The organism is Pseudoalteromonas sp. NZS11, from assembly GCF_015864765.1.
Classification (GTDB): domain Bacteria; phylum Pseudomonadota; class Gammaproteobacteria; order Enterobacterales; family Alteromonadaceae; genus Pseudoalteromonas; species Pseudoalteromonas arctica.
The window spans coordinates 184239-203509 of sequence record NZ_JADYWP010000004.1; the positions used below are offsets into that span (position 1 = coordinate 184239).

General features: G+C 38.2%; 20 protein-coding genes. 10 read left to right on the forward strand and 10 right to left on the reverse strand.

Annotation, left to right across the window (positions count from 1 at the left end; all coding sequences use genetic code 11):
* The first annotated feature begins 122 nt into the window (after positions 1–122).
* Positions 123–1085, forward strand: a complete 963-nt coding sequence (locus tag I6E82_RS10435; RefSeq protein ID WP_197117843.1) for a TDT family transporter — start codon at positions 123–125, stop codon at positions 1083–1085.
* 2 nt (positions 1086–1087) lie between these two features.
* Here I6E82_RS10435 and I6E82_RS10440 read toward each other — a convergent pair whose 3' ends face one another.
* Positions 1088–1279 (reverse strand): DUF2986 domain-containing protein, encoded by a 192-nt coding sequence (locus tag I6E82_RS10440; RefSeq protein ID WP_197117845.1) that lies wholly within the window; start codon positions 1277–1279, stop codon positions 1088–1090.
* A gap of 137 nt (positions 1280–1416) precedes the next feature.
* On the opposite strand from I6E82_RS10440, the gene I6E82_RS10445 reads away from it, so the two are divergent.
* Entirely contained in the window at positions 1417–2904 is a 1488-nt protein-coding gene (locus I6E82_RS10445; protein ID WP_197117846.1) for a dipeptidase, read from the forward strand.
* A 42-nt stretch (positions 2905–2946) separates the two neighbouring features.
* Here I6E82_RS10445 and I6E82_RS10450 read toward each other — a convergent pair whose 3' ends face one another.
* The gene (locus I6E82_RS10450) at positions 2947–3723 is read right to left on the reverse strand and encodes an EAL domain-containing protein (protein WP_101217770.1); all 777 of its coding nucleotides are present in this window, start codon (positions 3721–3723) and stop codon (positions 2947–2949) included.
* A 218-nt stretch (positions 3724–3941) separates the two neighbouring features.
* Between I6E82_RS10450 and I6E82_RS10455 the strand changes: the two genes are divergently transcribed.
* Positions 3942–4127 carry a 2TM domain-containing protein gene (locus I6E82_RS10455; RefSeq protein WP_165734713.1) on the forward strand — a complete coding sequence of 62 codons (186 nt, stop codon included), beginning with the start codon at positions 3942–3944 and terminating at the stop codon, positions 4125–4127.
* A 66-nt stretch (positions 4128–4193) separates the two neighbouring features.
* On the opposite strand, the gene I6E82_RS10460 is transcribed toward I6E82_RS10455, so the two are convergent.
* The 3 genes from I6E82_RS10460 to I6E82_RS10470 all read right to left on the reverse strand — a co-directional run bounded on the left by I6E82_RS10460 (position 4194) and on the right by I6E82_RS10470 (position 6422).
* A complete protein-coding gene (locus tag I6E82_RS10460; protein ID WP_039487188.1) occupies positions 4194–4631 on the reverse strand; it encodes an OsmC family protein in 438 nt (145 codons plus the stop codon).
* A gap of 130 nt (positions 4632–4761) precedes the next feature.
* Positions 4762–4896: a DUF2256 domain-containing protein gene (locus I6E82_RS10465; protein WP_076916399.1), complete on the reverse strand. Its 135-nt coding sequence runs from the start codon at positions 4894–4896 to the stop codon at positions 4762–4764.
* A 2-nt stretch (positions 4897–4898) separates the two neighbouring features.
* Positions 4899–6422: a cryptochrome/deoxyribodipyrimidine photo-lyase family protein gene (locus I6E82_RS10470; protein ID WP_197117848.1), complete on the reverse strand. Its 1524-nt coding sequence runs from the start codon at positions 6420–6422 to the stop codon at positions 4899–4901.
* 115 nt (positions 6423–6537) lie between these two features.
* On the opposite strand from I6E82_RS10470, the gene I6E82_RS10475 reads away from it, so the two are divergent.
* From I6E82_RS10475 to I6E82_RS10495, 5 genes are read left to right on the forward strand one after another with little or no spacing between them, the layout of a single operon-like run.
* Entirely contained in the window at positions 6538–7146 is a 609-nt protein-coding gene (locus I6E82_RS10475; protein ID WP_197111140.1) for a flavin reductase family protein, read from the forward strand.
* 33 nt (positions 7147–7179) lie between these two features.
* Positions 7180–8835: a YHYH protein gene (locus tag I6E82_RS10480; RefSeq protein WP_197117850.1), complete on the forward strand. Its 1656-nt coding sequence runs from the start codon at positions 7180–7182 to the stop codon at positions 8833–8835.
* Positions 8836–8844: 9 nt separating this feature from the next.
* Positions 8845–9375, forward strand: coding sequence for a hypothetical protein (locus tag I6E82_RS10485; RefSeq protein WP_197117852.1), 531 nt, complete (start codon positions 8845–8847; stop codon positions 9373–9375).
* Positions 9375–10820, forward strand: a complete 1446-nt coding sequence (locus I6E82_RS10490; protein WP_197117853.1) for an ATP-binding protein — start codon at positions 9375–9377, stop codon at positions 10818–10820. Before I6E82_RS10485 ends, I6E82_RS10490 begins: the two co-directional genes overlap by 1 nt.
* Positions 10821–10859: 39 nt before the next feature.
* The gene (locus I6E82_RS10495) at positions 10860–11534 is read left to right on the forward strand and encodes a response regulator (RefSeq protein WP_197117854.1); all 675 of its coding nucleotides are present in this window, start codon (positions 10860–10862) and stop codon (positions 11532–11534) included.
* Between the two features lie 27 nt (positions 11535–11561).
* Here the strand turns inward: I6E82_RS10495 and I6E82_RS10500 are convergent, their stop codons facing one another.
* Positions 11562–12419 (reverse strand): PA4780 family RIO1-like protein kinase, encoded by an 858-nt coding sequence (locus I6E82_RS10500; RefSeq protein WP_007376869.1) that lies wholly within the window; start codon positions 12417–12419, stop codon positions 11562–11564.
* 311 nt (positions 12420–12730) lie between these two features.
* On the opposite strand from I6E82_RS10500, the gene I6E82_RS10505 reads away from it, so the two are divergent.
* On the forward strand, positions 12731–13006 hold the full coding sequence (locus I6E82_RS10505; RefSeq protein ID WP_007581281.1) for an EF-hand domain-containing protein: 276 nt from the start codon (positions 12731–12733) through the stop codon (positions 13004–13006).
* 12 nt (positions 13007–13018) lie between these two features.
* Positions 13019–13480, forward strand: a complete 462-nt coding sequence (locus I6E82_RS10510; RefSeq protein ID WP_024589242.1) for a hypothetical protein — start codon at positions 13019–13021, stop codon at positions 13478–13480.
* Between the two features lie 88 nt (positions 13481–13568).
* Here the strand turns inward: I6E82_RS10510 and I6E82_RS10515 are convergent, their stop codons facing one another.
* The 4 genes from I6E82_RS10515 to I6E82_RS10530 all read right to left on the reverse strand — a co-directional run bounded on the left by I6E82_RS10515 (position 13569) and on the right by I6E82_RS10530 (position 19176).
* Positions 13569–14948, reverse strand: coding sequence for an FG-GAP repeat domain-containing protein (locus tag I6E82_RS10515; protein ID WP_024607167.1), 1380 nt, complete (start codon positions 14946–14948; stop codon positions 13569–13571).
* A 520-nt stretch (positions 14949–15468) separates the two neighbouring features.
* Complete coding sequence (locus I6E82_RS10520; protein ID WP_197117855.1) at positions 15469–17409, reverse strand: putative bifunctional diguanylate cyclase/phosphodiesterase; 1941 nt, start codon at positions 17407–17409, stop codon at positions 15469–15471.
* 262 nt (positions 17410–17671) lie between these two features.
* The gene (gene yghU, locus I6E82_RS10525; RefSeq protein WP_024589239.1) at positions 17672–18517 is read right to left on the reverse strand and encodes a glutathione-dependent disulfide-bond oxidoreductase; all 846 of its coding nucleotides are present in this window, start codon (positions 18515–18517) and stop codon (positions 17672–17674) included.
* A 77-nt stretch (positions 18518–18594) separates the two neighbouring features.
* On the reverse strand, positions 18595–19176 hold the full coding sequence (locus I6E82_RS10530; RefSeq protein ID WP_010555361.1) for a rhomboid family intramembrane serine protease: 582 nt from the start codon (positions 19174–19176) through the stop codon (positions 18595–18597).
* Between the last annotated feature and the right edge of the window lie 95 nt (positions 19177–19271).

Sequence of the window (19271 nt, forward strand, 5' to 3'; positions counted from 1 at the left end):
ATGAAATGTTTGTATGCAAAAAGCGTTCTATTAAGCACGCTTGTATTAATTTTACAGCGTTATTTTAAGGCAATGCAGTAAAAAGCAGTAACTTGTTCATCGCTCAATGATTAGGAAGTACAGTGTTTAAGCAATTTAAAAATAAAGTGATGGGTGCGCCAACAGCTATGTCCGGTTTAGCTTTGGGTATTGCTAGTATGGGATGGACATGGGAAAACGTTTTTAATTTAAACTCCCAAGGGCAATTTTTGGGAGCGGTATTAGCTGGCGTATTAGTTTTACTTTTGGCTGCTAAGTTTTTACTACACCCTCATTTATTAAAAGCCGATTTAGCACACTCAGTTGCAGGAAGTGTGATCCCTACATTTGCAATGGCTAATCTTGTTATTTCAAACTCAGTTGGGCAATTTAACCCATTAGCTGGTGACATTATGTGGGTTTTAGCTTTTGCGCTGCATCTCACATTTTTGGTGAGTTTTTTATACCAGCGAGCAAAAAAGTTTAACTTTGAGGATATGGCGCCCAGCTGGTTTGTGCCGCCAGTGGGGATAATTATTGCAGATGTTACTTTTTCGGGAAATCCGACATTAGCGTGGTTAGCTTATAGCGCACTGGTGATTGGTATATCAACGTACAGTATTATGCTGCCAATTATGTTTTATCGCTTTTTATTAGCATTAAAAAGTGACTACGAAATACAGCCAACACTTGCCATTTTAGCAGCGCCTGCCAGTTTAACATTAGCGGGGTATTTTCATATTGTAGCTAATCCATCACTCTTTATAGTGGGGGCATTATTTATATTAGCGATAATAAAAACACTGATTGTTTATGTGTTATTTATAAAGTTATTACGCAGGCCTTTTACGCCGAGCTACGCTGCTTTTACATTTCCAATGGTTATTGGGGCAACTGCATTATTTAAAATGAAAGACTGGATGCAAAGTATAAACCTCGCAATGCCATATGTAGATACAGTTAATTACTTAGCTACGTTTGAACTTATAGTTGCCACGGCAGTAGTTGGTTATGTAAGTGGTCGGTACTTTTGCCACTTTAAATTATCAAAGCAACAGGTAACGTAGAGTTACTCTTGGATTACCTGTGGCTCATTACTTTCTTGTTCAGCTAGTTTTTCGCGCTCAGCTTTTGACACATAACCAGGTTTGTTGCTTTTATGTAGTTTAGCGTTAGTGCGTTTATCTTTCTTTTGAAATTTAGTGACGATTTTTTTACGACGGTTCACAATTAAATACCCTGTTAATTTTAAGTCGCGCATTATACATTCATCCTCATAAAAGCTGCTATATAAATATTCAGCTTAAGTTACCTGTGTGTTTAGCGTAAAGAGCTATAAGTAAGCGCTTCATAGCGTTATAATTACCGCTCTTAGTTATTAATTAAATGGGAATTGTTTTGAAAAAGTTAGCTTTAGCCAGTATTGCTTTATTTGCGTTTGGTGCTCATGCGCAGTTAAATAAAAATATTGATAGCGTTGCCGATTACGCAGTAAATACCTACCAAAATGCTCAAATACACACACTTACTAACTTAGTGGCTTTTCCGACCGTTAATAAAAGCGATATTAGCGCTCCTCAAAATCCCGATTTTATTGGCTTTAAAGCACTGTTAAAAATGAAAGCCGCAGAGCTTGGTTTTGACTACCAAGATTTAGGGTACACCGTATTAATAGGTATGGGCGAGCAAAGCGAAAAAGTAACGGTAGTAACCCACGGCGACGTGCAACCTGCTAATGCTAGCAAATGGAAACAAAGTCCTTTTATTATTGATACATCTGAACCGGGTAAATTAGTTGGTCGTGGTACGGAAGACGATAAAGGTGCAATAGCAACAGCGCTTTACGCCATGAAAGCAATTAAAGATAAAGGCATAACCCTTAATAACCGTATTGAGCTGATGATTTATTTTGCTGAGGAGTCTGATTGGGGTCCGCTTACTCAATTTATGAAAACGTATGAGCAACCAAAATATGCAGTAACGATTGATGCATCATACCCTGTAGTGGTTGCCGAGAAAGGCTGGAGCTTAATTGCACCTACTTTTAATGCAACATCACCACAGACGGGTTTATATGTAAAGGATGTAACTGGCGGTGCGTTTAGAAGCCAAATTCCAGAAGATGCAAGTTTAGTACTTCACAATGCAGACGCTGCACTTATTAATACATTAAAAGCAAAAGCTAAAACATTAAATAAAGTTGAATTTAACTTTAGTGAAAAAAGTAATGGCTTAGCAATAAGCGTTAAAGGTATGTCGGCGCATTCATCTGAGCCGGAGTCGGGTATAAATGCCATTGCTTATTTAGCTGAGTTATTTAAAGGCGTGGAGCTTGAAAATAACAGTGACGGCGAGCTAATCGACTTTGTGAATCAGTTAATTGGTTTAGACATTCACGGTAAACAGTTTGGCGGAATAGCTTATAAGCACGACTTTATGGGTCCGATGACAGTGGCACCAACCGTTATTGAGCGCGATGGTAATGCGCTAACACTTGCTGTAAATGCACGTCGCCCTATGGGTAAAGACGAAGCTGTATTACAAAAGCAAATTGATGATGCGCTAGCTAATTGGCAAGCCACTAACAATGTAACGCTTGTCAACATAGAAACAATTATTGGCACACCTATGCTGCTTGATAGCGCGCCGCATGCGCAAAAGCTGCTTGATATTTTTAAGCATTTTACGGGCGACGAAAAAGCTGACTTTGTATCAATAGGTGGTGGCACTAACGCCAAGCTGTTTGATAACGCGGTATCGTTTGGTCCTTCAATGCCAGGTAAACGCTACACAGGTCATTCAGAGCATGAATTTATGACCATTGAGCAACTTGAGCTTAATTTGCGTATGTACACAGCGATGATGATAGAGCTGGGTAATATGTAATTTATATTTAGATGCAATAGAACTAAAAATAGGTGTTGGTTATTAGTCAGCACCTATTATTTCAAAATTCACGTCTGGCAAGCTTTCAAAACTAGGTTTTGCAAATAAATACCCTTGCATAAGCTCAACACCTGCGTTTTTAAGCCATGTATATTCTTCTACTGTTTCAATCCCTTCAGCCAGTGCGATAATATTTAAATCGCGAAACATATTTAAGCAATGAGTTACTATTAATTGGCGTTTTTTGTCGTTGCTTATATCGCGTATTAGCGCCATATCCAGCTTGATAATATCTGTTTGAAAGTCAGCCAGTAGATTTAAACCAGAATAACCTGCACCAAAGTCATCAGTGGCGGTTTTAAATCCGAGAGACTGATAGTAATCAACAACGCGTTTAATGTGTGCGGTGTCTTCTATTTTTTCTACTTCAGTAAATTCAAACATAATATTTTGAATTGGGAAGTTATACTTTTTTGCAGCTTCTAGTGTGGTGCGTATACATCGCTCTGGTTTATAAATAGCATTAGGTAAAAAGTTAATGCTTAGCATTGATGTTATGCCCAGCTTTGAGGCTAGTTGAATGGCTTTAATACGACAAAGCTGATCAAATGCATAGCGGTTGTCTTCATTCACTTTTGAAATGATTGAATAAGCAGACTCGCCATTTAAACCCCTAACTAGTGCCTCATAGCCATAAATAAGATTAGTTTTACAGTTTATAATCGGTTGAAAAGCCATAGAAAAATCAAATTCGAGATCGTTAGCGTCAGCACAGTTACTACACGTAACTTTTTCACAATCTTTTGATTTTTCGCTCATTTAGCTCATCCTCTTATGTTTATTTGTTTAGGTTAGTTGAGATTAGATTCTAACACAAATAGATTAAAGTATTGTTTTTTATGTTTTTATACATAATAAATGACTATGTAATTAAATGAAAAGTGATGACTAATGTCAGATCACTTAGTGACATTTAGCAGGTGTGTACGTTGCTTATTAAAACAATAATAGCGACATACATTACTTGGAGAATATAAATGAGCAATACAGTGACATTAGACAAAAAAATTAAAGGATATTTACTTATTTTAACTTTGCTAAGCGTTATAAATTTACTAACTTCGCCTAGTTATATATGGGTAGTATGGCCAGCAATTGGGATGGGAATAGGGCTTGTAGTAAGTACTTTGAGTAGGAATAAACCTAAAAATAATTCTTTATAATAAGCAAGCCAAGTAATTACTTGGCTTTTTTAGTAAGGAACTGTCTAAATAGTTAAGTCTAAATATTTAAAATGCTGATTGAAGTGTCGCATCTAGTGATATTTCGGTATTTAAGAGCTTGGAAATAGGGCAGCTCTTTTTGGTTTGCTCACATAAGGCTTGAAACTGCTCGTTTTGAATATCATCAATACGCGCTTTTACCTCAAGGGCAATATGCGTTACTGAAAAACCGTCATCTACTTCATCAAGGCTTACAGTGGCTTTAGTATCAATTTTATCTGCGGTAAAGCCTGCATCACCTAATGCAAGCGAAAGTGCCATACTAAAACATGCACTGTGAGCCGCACCTACTAATTCTTCAGGGTTTGAGCCTGCCTTATCTTCAAAGCGGGTATTAAAACCGTAAGGTTGTTTGTTAAGCGCGCCACTTTGAGTTGATATGCTACCTTTGCCTGTTTTAATATCGCCAGACCATGTTGAACTTGCCGTTTTTTTAATCGTCATCATCTTCTCCTTGCTTGAGTGTAAGCTTTTCAGGTTAGCTAAGCGTTATTTACAAAATAAACTTATATAAAGCCTTAAAAGCACTAATTACTGATGATATTGCAAAATAGACGCCAGTTAATTATTACTCTTATTTATTACGCCTGCAGCGCTCTGAACAGAAAATAACGTTATCCCAGTCGCGCTGCCATTTTTTACGCCACGTAAAAGGTTTATTACAAATAGGGCATATTTTTTGAGGTAAGTTTAGTTTTTTGTGCGCCATGCTTACTCAGCCTTACTGTTACTTTTAGTATCCGTTTTACTTTTTGTTCGAGTAACTTTTTGAGTACCCCCAACGTGTTTTTTAAGAATCCTCCCTATGGCGCGTTTAACATCGGCTCGCTCACGGTATTGCCATAAGCGTTCGCGTGCTTCTTTTGAGGCTGCTGTTAAATCAAGCATGGGTTCGGGATAATCCTCCCCTAATTTAAAGTCGTTAAAGAGTGCTTCCATTGGAGTTTGCTCCCAAGGCTGATGTAAATATTCAATAGGGAGTTTTTCAAGCTCTGGGCACCACTTTTTAATAAACGAACCTGTTGGGTCTTGATCCTCCGATTGTTTAATTGGGTTGTAGTGCCTAATGGTGTTAATGCCTGTTACCGAGGCTTGCATTTGAATTTGCGGGTAGTGAATTCCGGGCTCAAAATCTAAAAAGTAATTAGCGAGCGGAAAGCTTGCTTGCTGCCAGCTTATATTTAAATGATGCGTTACAAAGCTTACAAGCATGGCGCGCATTCTAAAGTTTATATAGCCGGTGGCTTTTAAGCAGCGCATGCAAGCGTCAATAATGGGAATACCTGTTTGACCTTGCGCCCAGCGTTCAATATCGTTTTTAACATGTTCATCATCGCGATACGGAAATACGTGATAACCCAAATTAAGGGCTAAAAATTCCATAGAGCATTCGCTTTCAAACTTTTGCATAAAGTGGCAGTGCCAATGCAAGCGCGATACAAACGCAGCAATTGGGCGCTTCCAGCCTCTTTTATCGGGATGCTTTGAGTGATATTCATCAATTGCCATTTGATACACTTGCCTAAGGCTAATGTTCCCCCACGCTAAATAAGGCGAAAGCCGAGAGCAATGTGTTTGGCTTAAACTTGGGCTCGATATTCCTTTTTGATAACCTTTACCGCGCTCGGCAAAAAAGCTCTGCATTACAGTTCGCGCATGCAGCGGGCCACCTTGTTGAAAGCTGTCGTGATCTTGCGTGTAAGCGCTTGGTAGCTCAGGTGTTTGGTAGTTATTGAGGGTAATTGTTTTTATACTCTTCCAATTAGGAACAGCAATAGGTGCTTGCATTGTTTGCTGCCAGCGTTCGTTCCAATTATTACGATTTTTTTTGCCGCGAATAACCGCGCCTGTTTGCGACTCTTGCCAATTAATGTGGTTAAGCTGGCACCATGCTTTTATTGCCTTATCGCGATCAAAGGTGTTGTTTAAGCCTATTTCTTGATGACTAAAAATATTTATTATTTCAAACTGTGCCTTTAACGATTCAAGTAAATCGTTCATATTTAAATTAAATATATAAACACAGGTATTAAAACGAGCAAGCTGATTGTTTAACTCAACTATAGATTGATATACAAAACGCCAATGTCGCTCATTGTAGTGCGCATCTTCAAGCAGTAATGGCTCAAAGTTATAAAGTAATAGGGTAGGTAAGCCATTACTAAATGCATTTTTTAATGGTTGATGATCGCTAAGACGCAAATCACGTTTAAACCACACGATGTTTATTTTCATATAATTTGTGTATTGCTTTAAATGTAAAATATATTTAGTTTGTTACTAAACTGACTTATCTCATACGTAACTAATTCAAATTACGACTTAGTTTTAGATATTAAAAAGGAAAAACATGTTTTTAGATTTAACTGTAAATAAAGAGCTTAATGTTTATTCGTATTTAGTTGGCGGGATTAGTCCTCGCCCAATTGCATGGATAAGCACATTAAGTAGCGACGGTGTGGCTAATATTGCCCCTTACTCATTTTTTACAGTAGCGAGTTGTAACCCACCAGTATTGAGTGTGACGCAAGTAAATCCACGCGATAAAGCAATCAAAGATACATTAATTAACTTATTAGCGACTAAAGAATGTGTAATTAACATTGTGAGCCATGAGCAGGTCGAAAAAATGAACCAAAGCTGTGCTAATTATCCTAGTGATGTTAGTGAGTTTGATGCTGCAAATATAACTAAAATTGATAGCCAAATGGTCGCAGTGCCGAGTGTTGCTGATTCAAAAGTACGCTATGAGTGTAAGCTACGCGAAGTTATTACTATTTCAAGCGAGCCAGGTGGCGGGCAAATGATGTTACTAGACATAGTGGGTATTTGTGTTGACGATGAAGTGTTTGTTGACGGTTATATTGACCCAACACTTTTAGATGCGGTAGGTAGAATGGGTGGAGATTACTATGCAACCACTAAAGACAAATTTGTACTTAAACGACCACAAATCTAGTTTTTATGTTTATTCTTCCTTAGTTTGTGCACAATGTTTGCACTTTTACTTGTTAACTTTGTTTTATTAAACGTTAAAGTAAAGGTTCAAACATTGAAAACACTTCTTAAAACAAAAGCCGCTAATGCAACTAAGTTATTTGCGTTAAGTGCGCTTTGTATCGCTTTAAGCGCATGTAATAGCGATTCAACAAGTACTGCAACAGACGGCGATACAGTCAGTAATAGTGCTCCAACGGTTGATGCTGGTATTGACCAAACTGTTAATGCGGGCGATACCGTTTATTTAAGTTCAACAGTTGAAGATGATGGCGAAGTATCTGTTAGCTGGTCACAAACATCAGGCACTACCGTTAGCTTATCTTCAAGTACTGCAACGTCTACTGAGTTTGTTGCACCTGAAGTTTTAACCGATGAAGCACTTGTATTTGAAATCAGTGGAGATGACGGCACAAACGATGTCGTTGTAGATACAGTTATAGTTAATGTTATTGCTTCATCAGACTCAGATACAGTTGATAATAGTGCAAAACTTACCAGCTGGTTAATTAACAACGATACAACCTCTACTTATATACAAAACAATGGCGCAGTGGTTGAAGATGTTCAATCAGTTGAAGTTGTTAGCGTTACACAAGATGATGCTGACGTTGAATACATGTATGTGCAAACAACTGACATTCCTAAATATGACGTAACGCTTACACAAGACCAAGTAGACGCGTTAAATAACCGCCCGCGTGCAGCTACCGATTTTTATAACGGTGTAACCTCAGCAGCAGTAGGGCAAACCATTTCGTTTGGTGAAGATATTGGCTATAACAGCAGCACTGAAAACTGTGATGACACAGGCGGCGCAGGCTATTGGCCTCCAGGACCAGGTTGCCCGACAGAACAAACAGTTGAGGCGTATTTTCCGATAACACCTACCGATTTATCTGACACTGAAACTTGCGAAACAGGTTTAGGTACAGTTGGCTTAATGGTTAATGGCACCAGTATATTTAACTGGGGCGATGGTATGAGCTACGGTAATAATATTTGGTATACATTAGCGCCCATTGCTGAGCAATACGATGTTGATGTGTGTGGCGGACATGCTGCTAACGGTGAATATCATCACCATTTTTACACTAGTTGCTTAGCTGATTTACTTGAAGATGATGGCGATGCGCATTCACCTATTTATGGGTTTGCAGCTGATGGCTATCCGCTTTATGGTCCTTATGAAAGTAACGGTCAACTTGCATTAAGCGGCTGGGAAATGCGTGATTATGGCGCATCAGAAAGTGAAGGTGGTTGTGGTACTGAGGGTGAGCGAAGCTGTACTTTAGTTGATCAATACGATGTTAGCCAAGGTACACAAACAAGTGATACAGGTCCTGCTATTGGCGCACAAGTAACGACGCTCTCTGGTAATACATTAAATGCCGACGATGGTTATTATTTTGAAGATTTCTACTATGCACAAAAAACAGTAACCGGTGCTCAATTAGATGAGCATAACGGCCACGATACTAACGATGGCAAGGGTTATCACTACCATATAACACTAACGTTAGACAGCGATGGTAAATTACAGCCTTCTTTCCCTTATCAAATAGGGCCTCGTTTTAAAGGTCAATTAGCCGATAATTCAATTGGTCGCTGTGATACGGGCGAAACAATGGGTCCACCACCGGGAATGTAAGGAGTAACTATGCGTTATTTTAAATACGCATTGATCCTAACTACTGCTGTGCTATTGAGCTTTAAGCTCTTTGCGCAGCAGGAAATGATGGATCATAGCCATATGCCTATAGCAGTGCCAAGTGATACGCCAATCCCGGCATTAAGCCTTAAGTTATTAAAAGATAGTATGTCGGGTTATAACTTAATTTTAGATACTCAGCGCTATGATTTATCTGTACCCCCTGAGGGCGCAATGAACATGCAGCAAATGATGAGCGTTACTACAAACGATGACACGGGCTTTTTACAAGGTCATGCTCATTTATATATAAATGGGATTAAAATACAGCGAATTTACGGACATGCATTGCATTTACCTGCTAACTTATTTAAAAGAGGTATAAATACCGTATCGGTTACTTTAAATAATCATGGTCATATGTATTGGACCGCTCAGGGCAAAAAAATAGTTGCTACGCTGTATGTTAACGATCAAACCAAAGAGTTTATAACATACCGATTTGAAAGCTTTCCTAGCAAGGTTGAAAACACGCATTAATGAAAATTCATAATAAACTTTTTTTAATACTATTTAGTTTTACCTTTAGTGTTATTGCAGGGCTAGTAGTACTTATACAATGGAGTATAGGGCAAGGCGTAATTGATTTTGTTAATGCAAAAGAAGTAAAAGCGCTTGAACCACTTGTTGTGCAATTTGCAAAGCAATACGAAAAAACCCCCTCATGGGAACGTGTTGTTGGCAATGGCGAAAATTTTAGAAAACTTGTTGAATCTCAGCTAGAAAATAGCCAGTTTTTACCTAGGCCACCAGAAGGTCCAGGCCCCAGAGGGGGAATGATGCGACGGCCGCCACCCGATCATATTCGTTTAGGGGGAGAGCGCCGCCTACCACCTGAAAATATTGCTCACTACGCTTTGCTTGACGAAAATAAGCAGCGAGTAGTGGGTAGATACCTCAGCGATTTAAAATATATAACAACCCCAATTACAGTGGGCGATAAAACAGTGGGTTACTTAGCTGTATCTAAAAGAGATAGCTTGGTTGATGGTTATGAGCTTGATTTTTTACAGCAGCAAACTAACTACTTATGGTTTATTGCTTTAGCCGCTGTATTGCTTACATTGCTAGTTACCTTTTTATTGTCTCGTCACTTAGTTAGCCCAGTAAAGCAAATTGCTAATGGTATGCATCGCTTAACGCAAGGTAAATACGAGACCAAACTTACGCTTGAGCGAAAAGACGAATTAGGCCAATTAAGCGAAGATTTTAATATCCTTGCATTTACACTCGCTAAAGACGAGCAAGTGCGCAAACGCTGGCTTGCCAATATTTCTCACGAGCTTAGAACGCCAATGAGTATTTTGCTCGGTGAACTTGAAGCTATGCTACTTGGCATACGTGAGCCTAATGCAAAAAATATTAACTCGGCTAACGATGAGGCTTTGCATTTAAAACGCTTAATAGATGATTTGCATATGCTCAATAGCGCAGAGTTAGGGGGTATGCATTACACTATGCAACCTACTGATATGGCTTTATTATTAAATACTATTGAGCAAAAATATCAGGTTATACTTGAGCAACATAATATAAAAATTTACTTACTAAATAGCGCTAAACACATAACTGTACAAGCAGATAAAACACGCCTTTTGCAGCTGCTCGATAATATTTTAATGAACGCCGTGCACTATGCACAATGCACCACTATTTCATTAACGGCTAATAATATAAGCATTAAAGGGCAAACCTACTTAGAGCTTATAATTGAAGATAATGGCGTAGGTGTAGAGCAGTCGCATTTATCGCATTTGTTTGAGTATTTATACCGAGTAGATAGTTCGCGTAATCGTCAAGAGGGCGGTTCGGGCTTGGGCTTATCTATTTGCCAGCATATAGTTAAAGGCCATAATGGTGAAATAGCTGCTGAAAAAGCCACTTTAGGCGGTCTTGCTATTATTATTAGATTGCCAACTATTTAGTTTATAAAAATAAAGTTGAGGTTACTTACAGAGATGCCTATGAGTGAACAAATACTGATTGTGGAAGATGAAGTAAAGCTGGCTAACTTAATGAGTGACTTTTTAAGTAGCCATCATTTTGTTACTCATCAAATACATCACGGAAATGAAGTATTACCTTGGCTTGAAATTAACAGGCCGAGCGTAATTTTGCTCGACATAATGCTACCAGGTCAAAGTGGTATTGAACTATGTAAAGCAATCAGGCGCTTTTCAAATGTGCCTATTATTATGGTATCGGCAAAAGTAGAAGAAATAGATAGGCTGCTTGGACTTGAGTTAGGTGCAGATGATTATATTTGTAAGCCGTTTAGTTATGCTGAGCTGGTGGCGCGAGTTAAAGCTATATTAAGGCGATTAAGTAGCACAAGTGATGTTACAGAGTCAACAATGAAGCTTGACGAGAGCACCTACAGCGTAAAATACAAATCAAGCAGCATAGAGCTAACGAACTTTGAATTTCAGCTATTTAAACCTTTGTTTAACAACCCAAATCGTATTTATTCGCGCGATAGTTTAATGGACACTATGTACGCCGATCAGCGTATTGTGAGCCATCGTACTATTGATAGCCATATTAAAAAGTTGCGTAAAAAACTAGATGAAGTGACACAAACTGAAAGTGTTATTCAGTCTGTTTATGGGGTTGGCTACCGATTTGTGCACCCGCAGTAAGAGGTATTAGTGAGCTATGACGATGAGTTACTCATCATCGTCAGCATTTTTAATTCGCTCTAAACGGTCAAACTCTTCGTATTCGGCAGCTTGAATTTCATCAAGAATAGAATCTACATCAGCAAGTTCATCGCTGTCTTCAAATTCACCTGTAAGCGTTGAATTAGGCGTTAAATTGGCCTCTTCAAATAATGCCCACATTTCTTTAGCGTATTGAGTTTTTAGTATGCTTGGCGCAAATTCACCATAATAGCGGCGTATGTTATTTACATCGCGTGCAAACATAGCTTGTGCACTGTTATTTGCTGAAGCGTTAACTGCTTGCGGTAAATCTATAATTACAGGGCCGTTATTATCTACAAGTACATTAAATTCAGATAAATCGCCGTGTATTATACCTGCGCAAAGCATAAGCTTAATGTAATGCATCATGAGTTTATGCTGCTCAATCGCTTGCTCTTCACTAAAAACGACATGTCCAAGTTGAGGGGCTACGTTACCGTCCTCGTCCGACACGAGTTCCATAAGCAGCACGCCATCAATACAAAAATAAGTATCAGGAACACGTACACCCACGCCAGCTAAACGAGATAACGCATCAACTTCGGCATTTTGCCAAATCTCTTCTTCTAATTGACGGCCATAGCTAGAACGTTTACCCATAGCACGCGCTTGGCGTCCACCACGTACTTTTCGGCCTTCTTGGTATTGTGCCGCTTTTTTAAAGCTACGTTTAACCGCGTCTTTATACACTTTCGCACAGCGAATATGCTCACCACAGCGGACAATAAATACATCGGCTTCTTTACCGCTCATTAGTCGGCTTATAACTTCGTCAATAAGGCCATCATCAACAAGGGGTTGTAGGCGTTTAGGTATTTTCACAGATTGCCTGCTAAGTAGGGTTGGTTATTAATCATTATTTATGAAAGTGCTCTGTATTTGTTTGTTTAATTGGCTCAAGCAGTATATCAGCTTTGAGAATTAAGGGCAGTAACACTACTGCCTGAGAGTAATTAATCGTATTATTTTATTAGCTTATATATTGATTGCAAAGCAATCAACCAGAACTTTTTAAATAAGTATTTAGATTACTATTTTTTATCCAAATAATTTATTACTTCCTTATTATTTGCACATTGTTTGCGTTTTTAAAGCGTAAGCTTAGTTTAATTCTTAAATACGAGGTTATTACTATGAAGCATTTTTCAACTCTTGCCACTGTGGCAATATTATCTATTGCTTTTTCAGCTAATGTAGCTGCTCGAGGCGGTGACAATCCTCCTGAAAAACCTGATTTTTCAACTATTGATACTGATGGTGATGGCGTAATTAGCTTTGAAGAGTTTAGTGCTAAAAAACCGCCACACGGCGATGCACAAACAATTTTTGATTCTATAGATGCCGATGGTAATGGCGAAATTAGTGAACAAGAACTTAGCGATCATAAACCACCTCGTCGTGAACGCTGAAAGGATACTAAAATGATTAATAGTATTAACAGTAGTTCTGCGAGTTTTATGCCGCAACAAAGTAGTCAGGCTGCAAAGCTAACAACAGAGCAAAGCGATTTTGTTAAAGAAACGCTTGCAGAGTTTGACGCTGAAAACTTAACCGAAGAAAACGCGCAAAGTATTCAAGCGGCATTTAAAGAACAAGGTATTGAACCAACAAAAGAGCTTGCTGATTTAATGAGCGAACTTGAGTTTGATGCTAAAAGCATTGGTGATGCAGGACGAGTGGAAGGTCAAAGACCGCCACCGCCACCGCCGCCACAGAACTCATTAGAATCAGTAGATACAGACGAAGTAGTCAGCTACTTAGATGAGCTATTAACTGAGTATTCAAGCCAGTTGTCTGATGAAGATAAAGAATCAATCCTTGCATCAGTGCAAGAGAAGTTTGGTTTAAGTGAAGGCGATTCACTGCTAAATGTAACTGCTTAGGTGTTATAACTTAGAGTAAAGCTGACTGTTACTCGAAAGTCTTAAGTCCAAAGCCCAACGGTTAACTCTGTTGGGCTTTTTTATTGGCTTAATTTAAGCGTGTTTCTATTTTGCTGGTGCCATCTTCTTCGGTAAATTTAAATACAAAATCTTTTTTACCGTCTTGGTTTATATCTACTAGAAGAATATCTTTATTATTTTTAGGCAGCGTTAGTTTTAATTTTGTACGCTTATCATTTAGCAGTGAGTCTTGCTCTCCGTAATAAATATACAGCGTTTTTTTACTGTATTTGTATACTGCGTCAATATAGCTGTCGCCGTTAATATCACCTAAATATAGGGCTGGCTCGGAATCATCGCCGTTCATTCCCACTTCCATTTCTAAATCAAGTTCTATACTCGATTTATTGGCAAATGAGCCGTCGGGTTGCTGCTTATAAAGGTTCATTTCTACATCTACATCAGTACTGCCACCGCCCAATGCCATAGACGCGATAGTACCTAAGCCAATATCTAAATCCATTTTTTGTAAATCAATTAAGCCATCATTATTAAAATCAGTTTTGAGCAATAACTCACTAGGGCCCTGTGTTTCAAATAAGGTAATGGGCGTATTAGTAAAGCCTTTAGCACTTCCTAGGTACAAAGTATGTGCTATTTTTATATCTAGCGAGTCCATACCTTGCGTAGGCTTAAACTGTCTGGTTGTAAAATCTAGAAATCCGTCGTTATTAATATCAATAATTTGCTTTATTTTGCGAGTTTCGCCATTGCTTAGCTCGCCTAATTCGATGTTAAAATCAATTGAGGTGAGCTTTTGCTCAAAGCCTTCTGAATTAGCAAGTAGTACATCCGCTCCAAAGTCATTTGAAAAAACCAAGTCGTTCAACCCGTCGTGGTTAAAATCAATAACAACGGGTTTATTGTTAATATTAACTTCTAGAGAAAGCCCTTTTCCTGAAAAGCTGCCTTCATACATAGGTGTTTGTTTAAATTTGTTAGGCTTAAAGCTGCCATCTTTATTTTGAATATATAAAGTACTGCTTGCTAACCCAGGGATGAAAATATCGCTTAGACCGTCATTGTTGGCATCGAAGACAAAGTCTACTTTTTCAAATTTATCTATTTTTAATTGATTTAGAACCGACTCATAATTAAACAATAGTGTTGGTTTACCAGCTTGGGCTTTGTATACGCCATCACTTGTTAGTACGAGTGCTTGTTTATCGGTAATGTTAGCAAGTGTAGCCACATCAAACCCGATGGCATTTTTTGGTAAAGCAAGTTCACTACTTAGTGATGTGAGTAAATTGATGGCTTCTAATTGTTTTGATTCTTTATTATATGCAAATAAAATCTCTGAATCGGTTGATACTAATTCATCCGTTGTTTTTATTGCCATTGTTTGAGCTATAGCGCTAATGGGGGTAAGTAAAGTGATGAGTGAATAGCAAAGTGGTTTTATCATGCAAATCCCTTTTTTATATTTAGTTGTATCGTTACATTTTTATTATTCACTTATATAAGCAACATCAGCGCATAACTTAACGTAGGGTCCAGCACTGGCGGTTTGCTAATTAGCGTAAATTTAAACGTAATACACTTATGTAAGTTGGTTTATATTTAGCCTACGCTAATAACTATGTACTGGGTGTAAGTAATTGTAAGATTATGTTTTAAGGAGGGCTTGTTGACCTTTCAGGATTGAACTTTGTTCAACCCAAGGAAGATTTAATCGCGGCGCGAGGTTTGTAACCTAGTAACAAAGAGTCAATCTCCCCTAGGCAGAACCCTTCGGGCAGCGAATGTTTGGTATTTATGCTGCGTTATCGCCTATTTATGGGGAATAACCACACTACATAGGCTCTGCATTGCCTAAATACCAAACAGTATGCTGCAAATTTAACCTCGAAAGATAAACAAGCCCTAATAAGAAAGGTAGTGCAAAACTCATATGGCAGTTAAGCGCTTTTAGCGGGTTTTGGTTATCAACGGCACAGCTTATTTTGCTCATTTAAATAAGCATCTACAAAATCTACTTCCATCGGTTTTGAAAAGTAATAACCTTGCAGGTGAGATACACCAATATTAGTAAGCGTGTTTGCTTGTTCAATAGTTTCAACGCCTTCGGCAACAACAGTAAAATCTAAAGATGAGGCCATTTGTACAATTGCATGAATAATACTTAACCCTCTTTTATCCATATTTTGAATAAAACTTCTGTCTATTTTTACTATATCTACACCAATATCAAGCATGCTTGATAGTGATGAGTAGCCAGTTCCAAAATCATCAATTGAAATACAAAAGCCTTGTTTTTGTAGTGCTTTCACGGCTGTCAAAAACGTGATTTTATCTTCGGCAAATACTGATTCGGTAATTTCTATATGCAGATCTTTAGGCTCTACTTGATGATTTTTTACTATTTTTAATACCTTAGTTACAAAATCTGGATCTTGTAATTGGATTACCGATACATTCACGCTTACTGCAATTTTCTCCGGTAAATGATTGAATTTTTTTGCTTGTATACATGCTTGATTTATCACCCAGAGGCCCATTTGGGTTATTAACCCGTATTGCTCGGCAATAATTATAAACTCATCAGGGAAAATATTTTCACCGTCTAGTTGCCAACGTAATAATGATTCGAAAGAGGTTACTTTTGATGTTTTGCTATCTATAATTGGCTGAAATACTAGCCTTAAACTGTTTTCTTCTATAGCACTGGCTAACCGTCGACTCAACAGGTACTCTCTTTCTTGTTTTAATTTGAGTGAATCGTTATAAATATTGATGTTACCTTTAGCTATGCGTTTTTGGTGATACATCGCAGTATCAGCAGAGCGAATTAAGGTATTTAAGTCGTTCCCGTGCTCAGGGTACATGGCAATTCCAATAGTTGCTGATACCCATTTTTGATATTTATATGTTTCATGCTCGGCACCAATGCTTTGAAGCACTTTATTAGCAAACTCGATAAGCTCAGCTTGATTTTGATAGGTTGCTAAAATTAAAAACTCATCTCCGCCCCAACGGCATTTATAGAGTTGTTGGTTGCATACATTACTAATTCTCAGTGCTATTTCTTTTAATACTTTATCGCCTACTTTATGACCCAACGAATCGTTGATTTGCTTAAAACCATCTAAATCTACAAATAATAAAGCAAAGGGTTCTTTAGGATCATCTGCTAGTTGTTTGTTTGCATTTTTTAAAAATGCGGTACGGTTTAATAGATTTGTGAGTGGATCGGTATTCGATAAGCGGTAAATTTCTTCAGTGCGTTGCTCGACCTTGTTTTCCATTTCATTAAGCAGCTCTCTGTTTTGGTTTTTTAGCTTGATTGCACTGTGTGTAAATGTGGCTGATTTGTACGAAGAGGCAATCATAATTGTGGCAAAAGTTAAACCTAATAGCCCCAATATGTGATGGTAGTGATCGTTTGAAAGCGTTAGCAAAAAAGAGTAGGGGGCCAATAAAGTAAAGCTATATAAAACAGCTGTAAAACGACTACCAGACAGCAAATTTGCAGAGCCACCGGCAAGCGCTGATAAAATAGCAATGGTCGTAGTAACTTCCACCGTAGATGAAGTGCTATGAAACCAAAGAGCATAGCCACACCAAGACACGGCTGTTGATATACAGCCAATAGCAAAGCGATTTAGATAAAAATGTGTGTTGTAAGGTTGGCGAGAATTTTGAGCTTTCAAAAAAAGCCCTACATCAATAATGCGTAAAGTAAGCACGCACATCATTATGCCTAACCAGACTACTTTATCGTGGTTGGTTTTCTCATTAGTTATATCAAAAGCAAATACCAAAGCAACGCTGACTAGTACAGAGACTGCAATTCCGGAAATAGCATTCGAGTATAAAATTTTGAGCGCTTCTTTTCGCTCATTATTACTTAAATTGTTATATGGCACTAATTAAAACCTTTTTCAAAAACAACCCCTAGGAAATTAAGTAAACCATTTAGCAAATTACACTAATGCAATACTGGTAATACAAAGAGCTTAATAAGCCTTTACGCAGCTAAATAAAACTTTAATGTAAAAGTAAATATAGTTTACGGGAGGGATAAAAAAAGTTTAAGAAGTAAAAAGGCCCAAAATAAATATTTATTTTGAGCCTTAAAATTATCAAGCAGGTTAAAGTGTTAACGACTTTACTTGCTGTTCTATAGATTTAACCTTCGAAATCGCTATCGTTATGGCGCTCTGCCATTTGCTCTTCTTCAGGACCCCATGTGCGATTTACGCGACGACCACGCTTTACAGCAGGGCGCTCTGATACTTGCGTAGCCCAGCGTACAACATGGGTGTATGAGGCAACATCTAAAAACTCTGCTGCATCATATAAAGCTCCAAGCACTAACGATCCGTACCACGGCCAAATTGCAATATCGGCAATTGAGTATTCATCACCTGCCATGTATTCATTTTCGCTTAAATGGCGATTTAACACGTCAAGTTGGCGTTTAGTTTCCATGGTAAAACGGTCAATAGGGTATTGCATTTTACTTGGTGCGTAGCTATAAAAATGACCAAACCCACCACCTAAGTAAGGTGCTGAGCCCATTTGCCAAAATAGCCAGTTACGACACTCAGTTTTAGCTTTTAGATCTTTAGGTATAAGTACATCAAATTTTTCAGCCAAATACTGTAAAATAGAACCTGATTCAAAGATGCGAGTAGGCGGCGTGGTTGAATGATCCATTAGCGCTGGGATTTTTGAGTTTGGATTAATATCAACAAAGTCAGATCCAAACTGATCGCCATCACCTATGTTTATTAAATATGCGTCATAGTCTGCATCGGTGCAACCAAGCTGTAAAAGCTCTTCAAACATGATTGTAGCTTTTTGGCCATTAGGTGTCGCAAGAGAATAAAGCTGAAATGCGTGCTCACCAATAGGTAGAGTTTTGTCATGAGTCGCGCCTGCAATTGGGCGGTTAATGCTGGCAAACTTACCGCCACTTTCACTTTCCCACGTCCATACTTTTGGTGGCGTGTATTCGTTTTTATCACTCATAAATAACCTCTGTTAGATGAAATACATATATGGTAAATGTGGCCATAAAAAATTAATTAAAGGCCCTAATACTTAATTTACCGACCTTTTAATTTATCGGCTTTTGCTAATCTATAACCTAAAAACAATCCGCTTAGTGCTCCAAATAAATGGCTTTCAAACGATACATGATAGCGCTGGGGTAAAACACCCCATATAAAACCGCTATAAAGTATAGCCACTACAACAGCAATTATAATTGATTTTAATGAGCGTCTTACTAAGCCGTAGCATAGAATAAAGCCCCATAAACCATATATAACACCGCTTAAACCAACATGTATGTTACTGCGCCCAAATGCCCAAACTAACAGTCCACCAACTAGAGCGGTAAAAATAAATACGTTATAAAAACGTTTTACGCTGTACTGGCAAATTAGCCAACTTAACACTACAAATGGGATCATATTACTGGCAAAGTGCCACCAGCTACCATGTAAAAAAGGTGCGCATAGTATGCCAATTAAGCCTTGGATACTGCGTGGATATATGCCTAAACCATTTAGGTTTATACCAGGTAGGCTATTGATCACTTGTAGTACGAAGCAAATAACAACAATACTAAAAATTGCGAAGCGGGTACTAGTTAGTAATGACAGTGTGGTTGGCTTGGTTGCCATATAATCGCCCTAATTGACTTTAAGAGTTGCCAGTATAGGAATTGTATTTGCTAATGAAAAGCAATTAAAAAAGCACAGCATAAGATGCTGTGCTT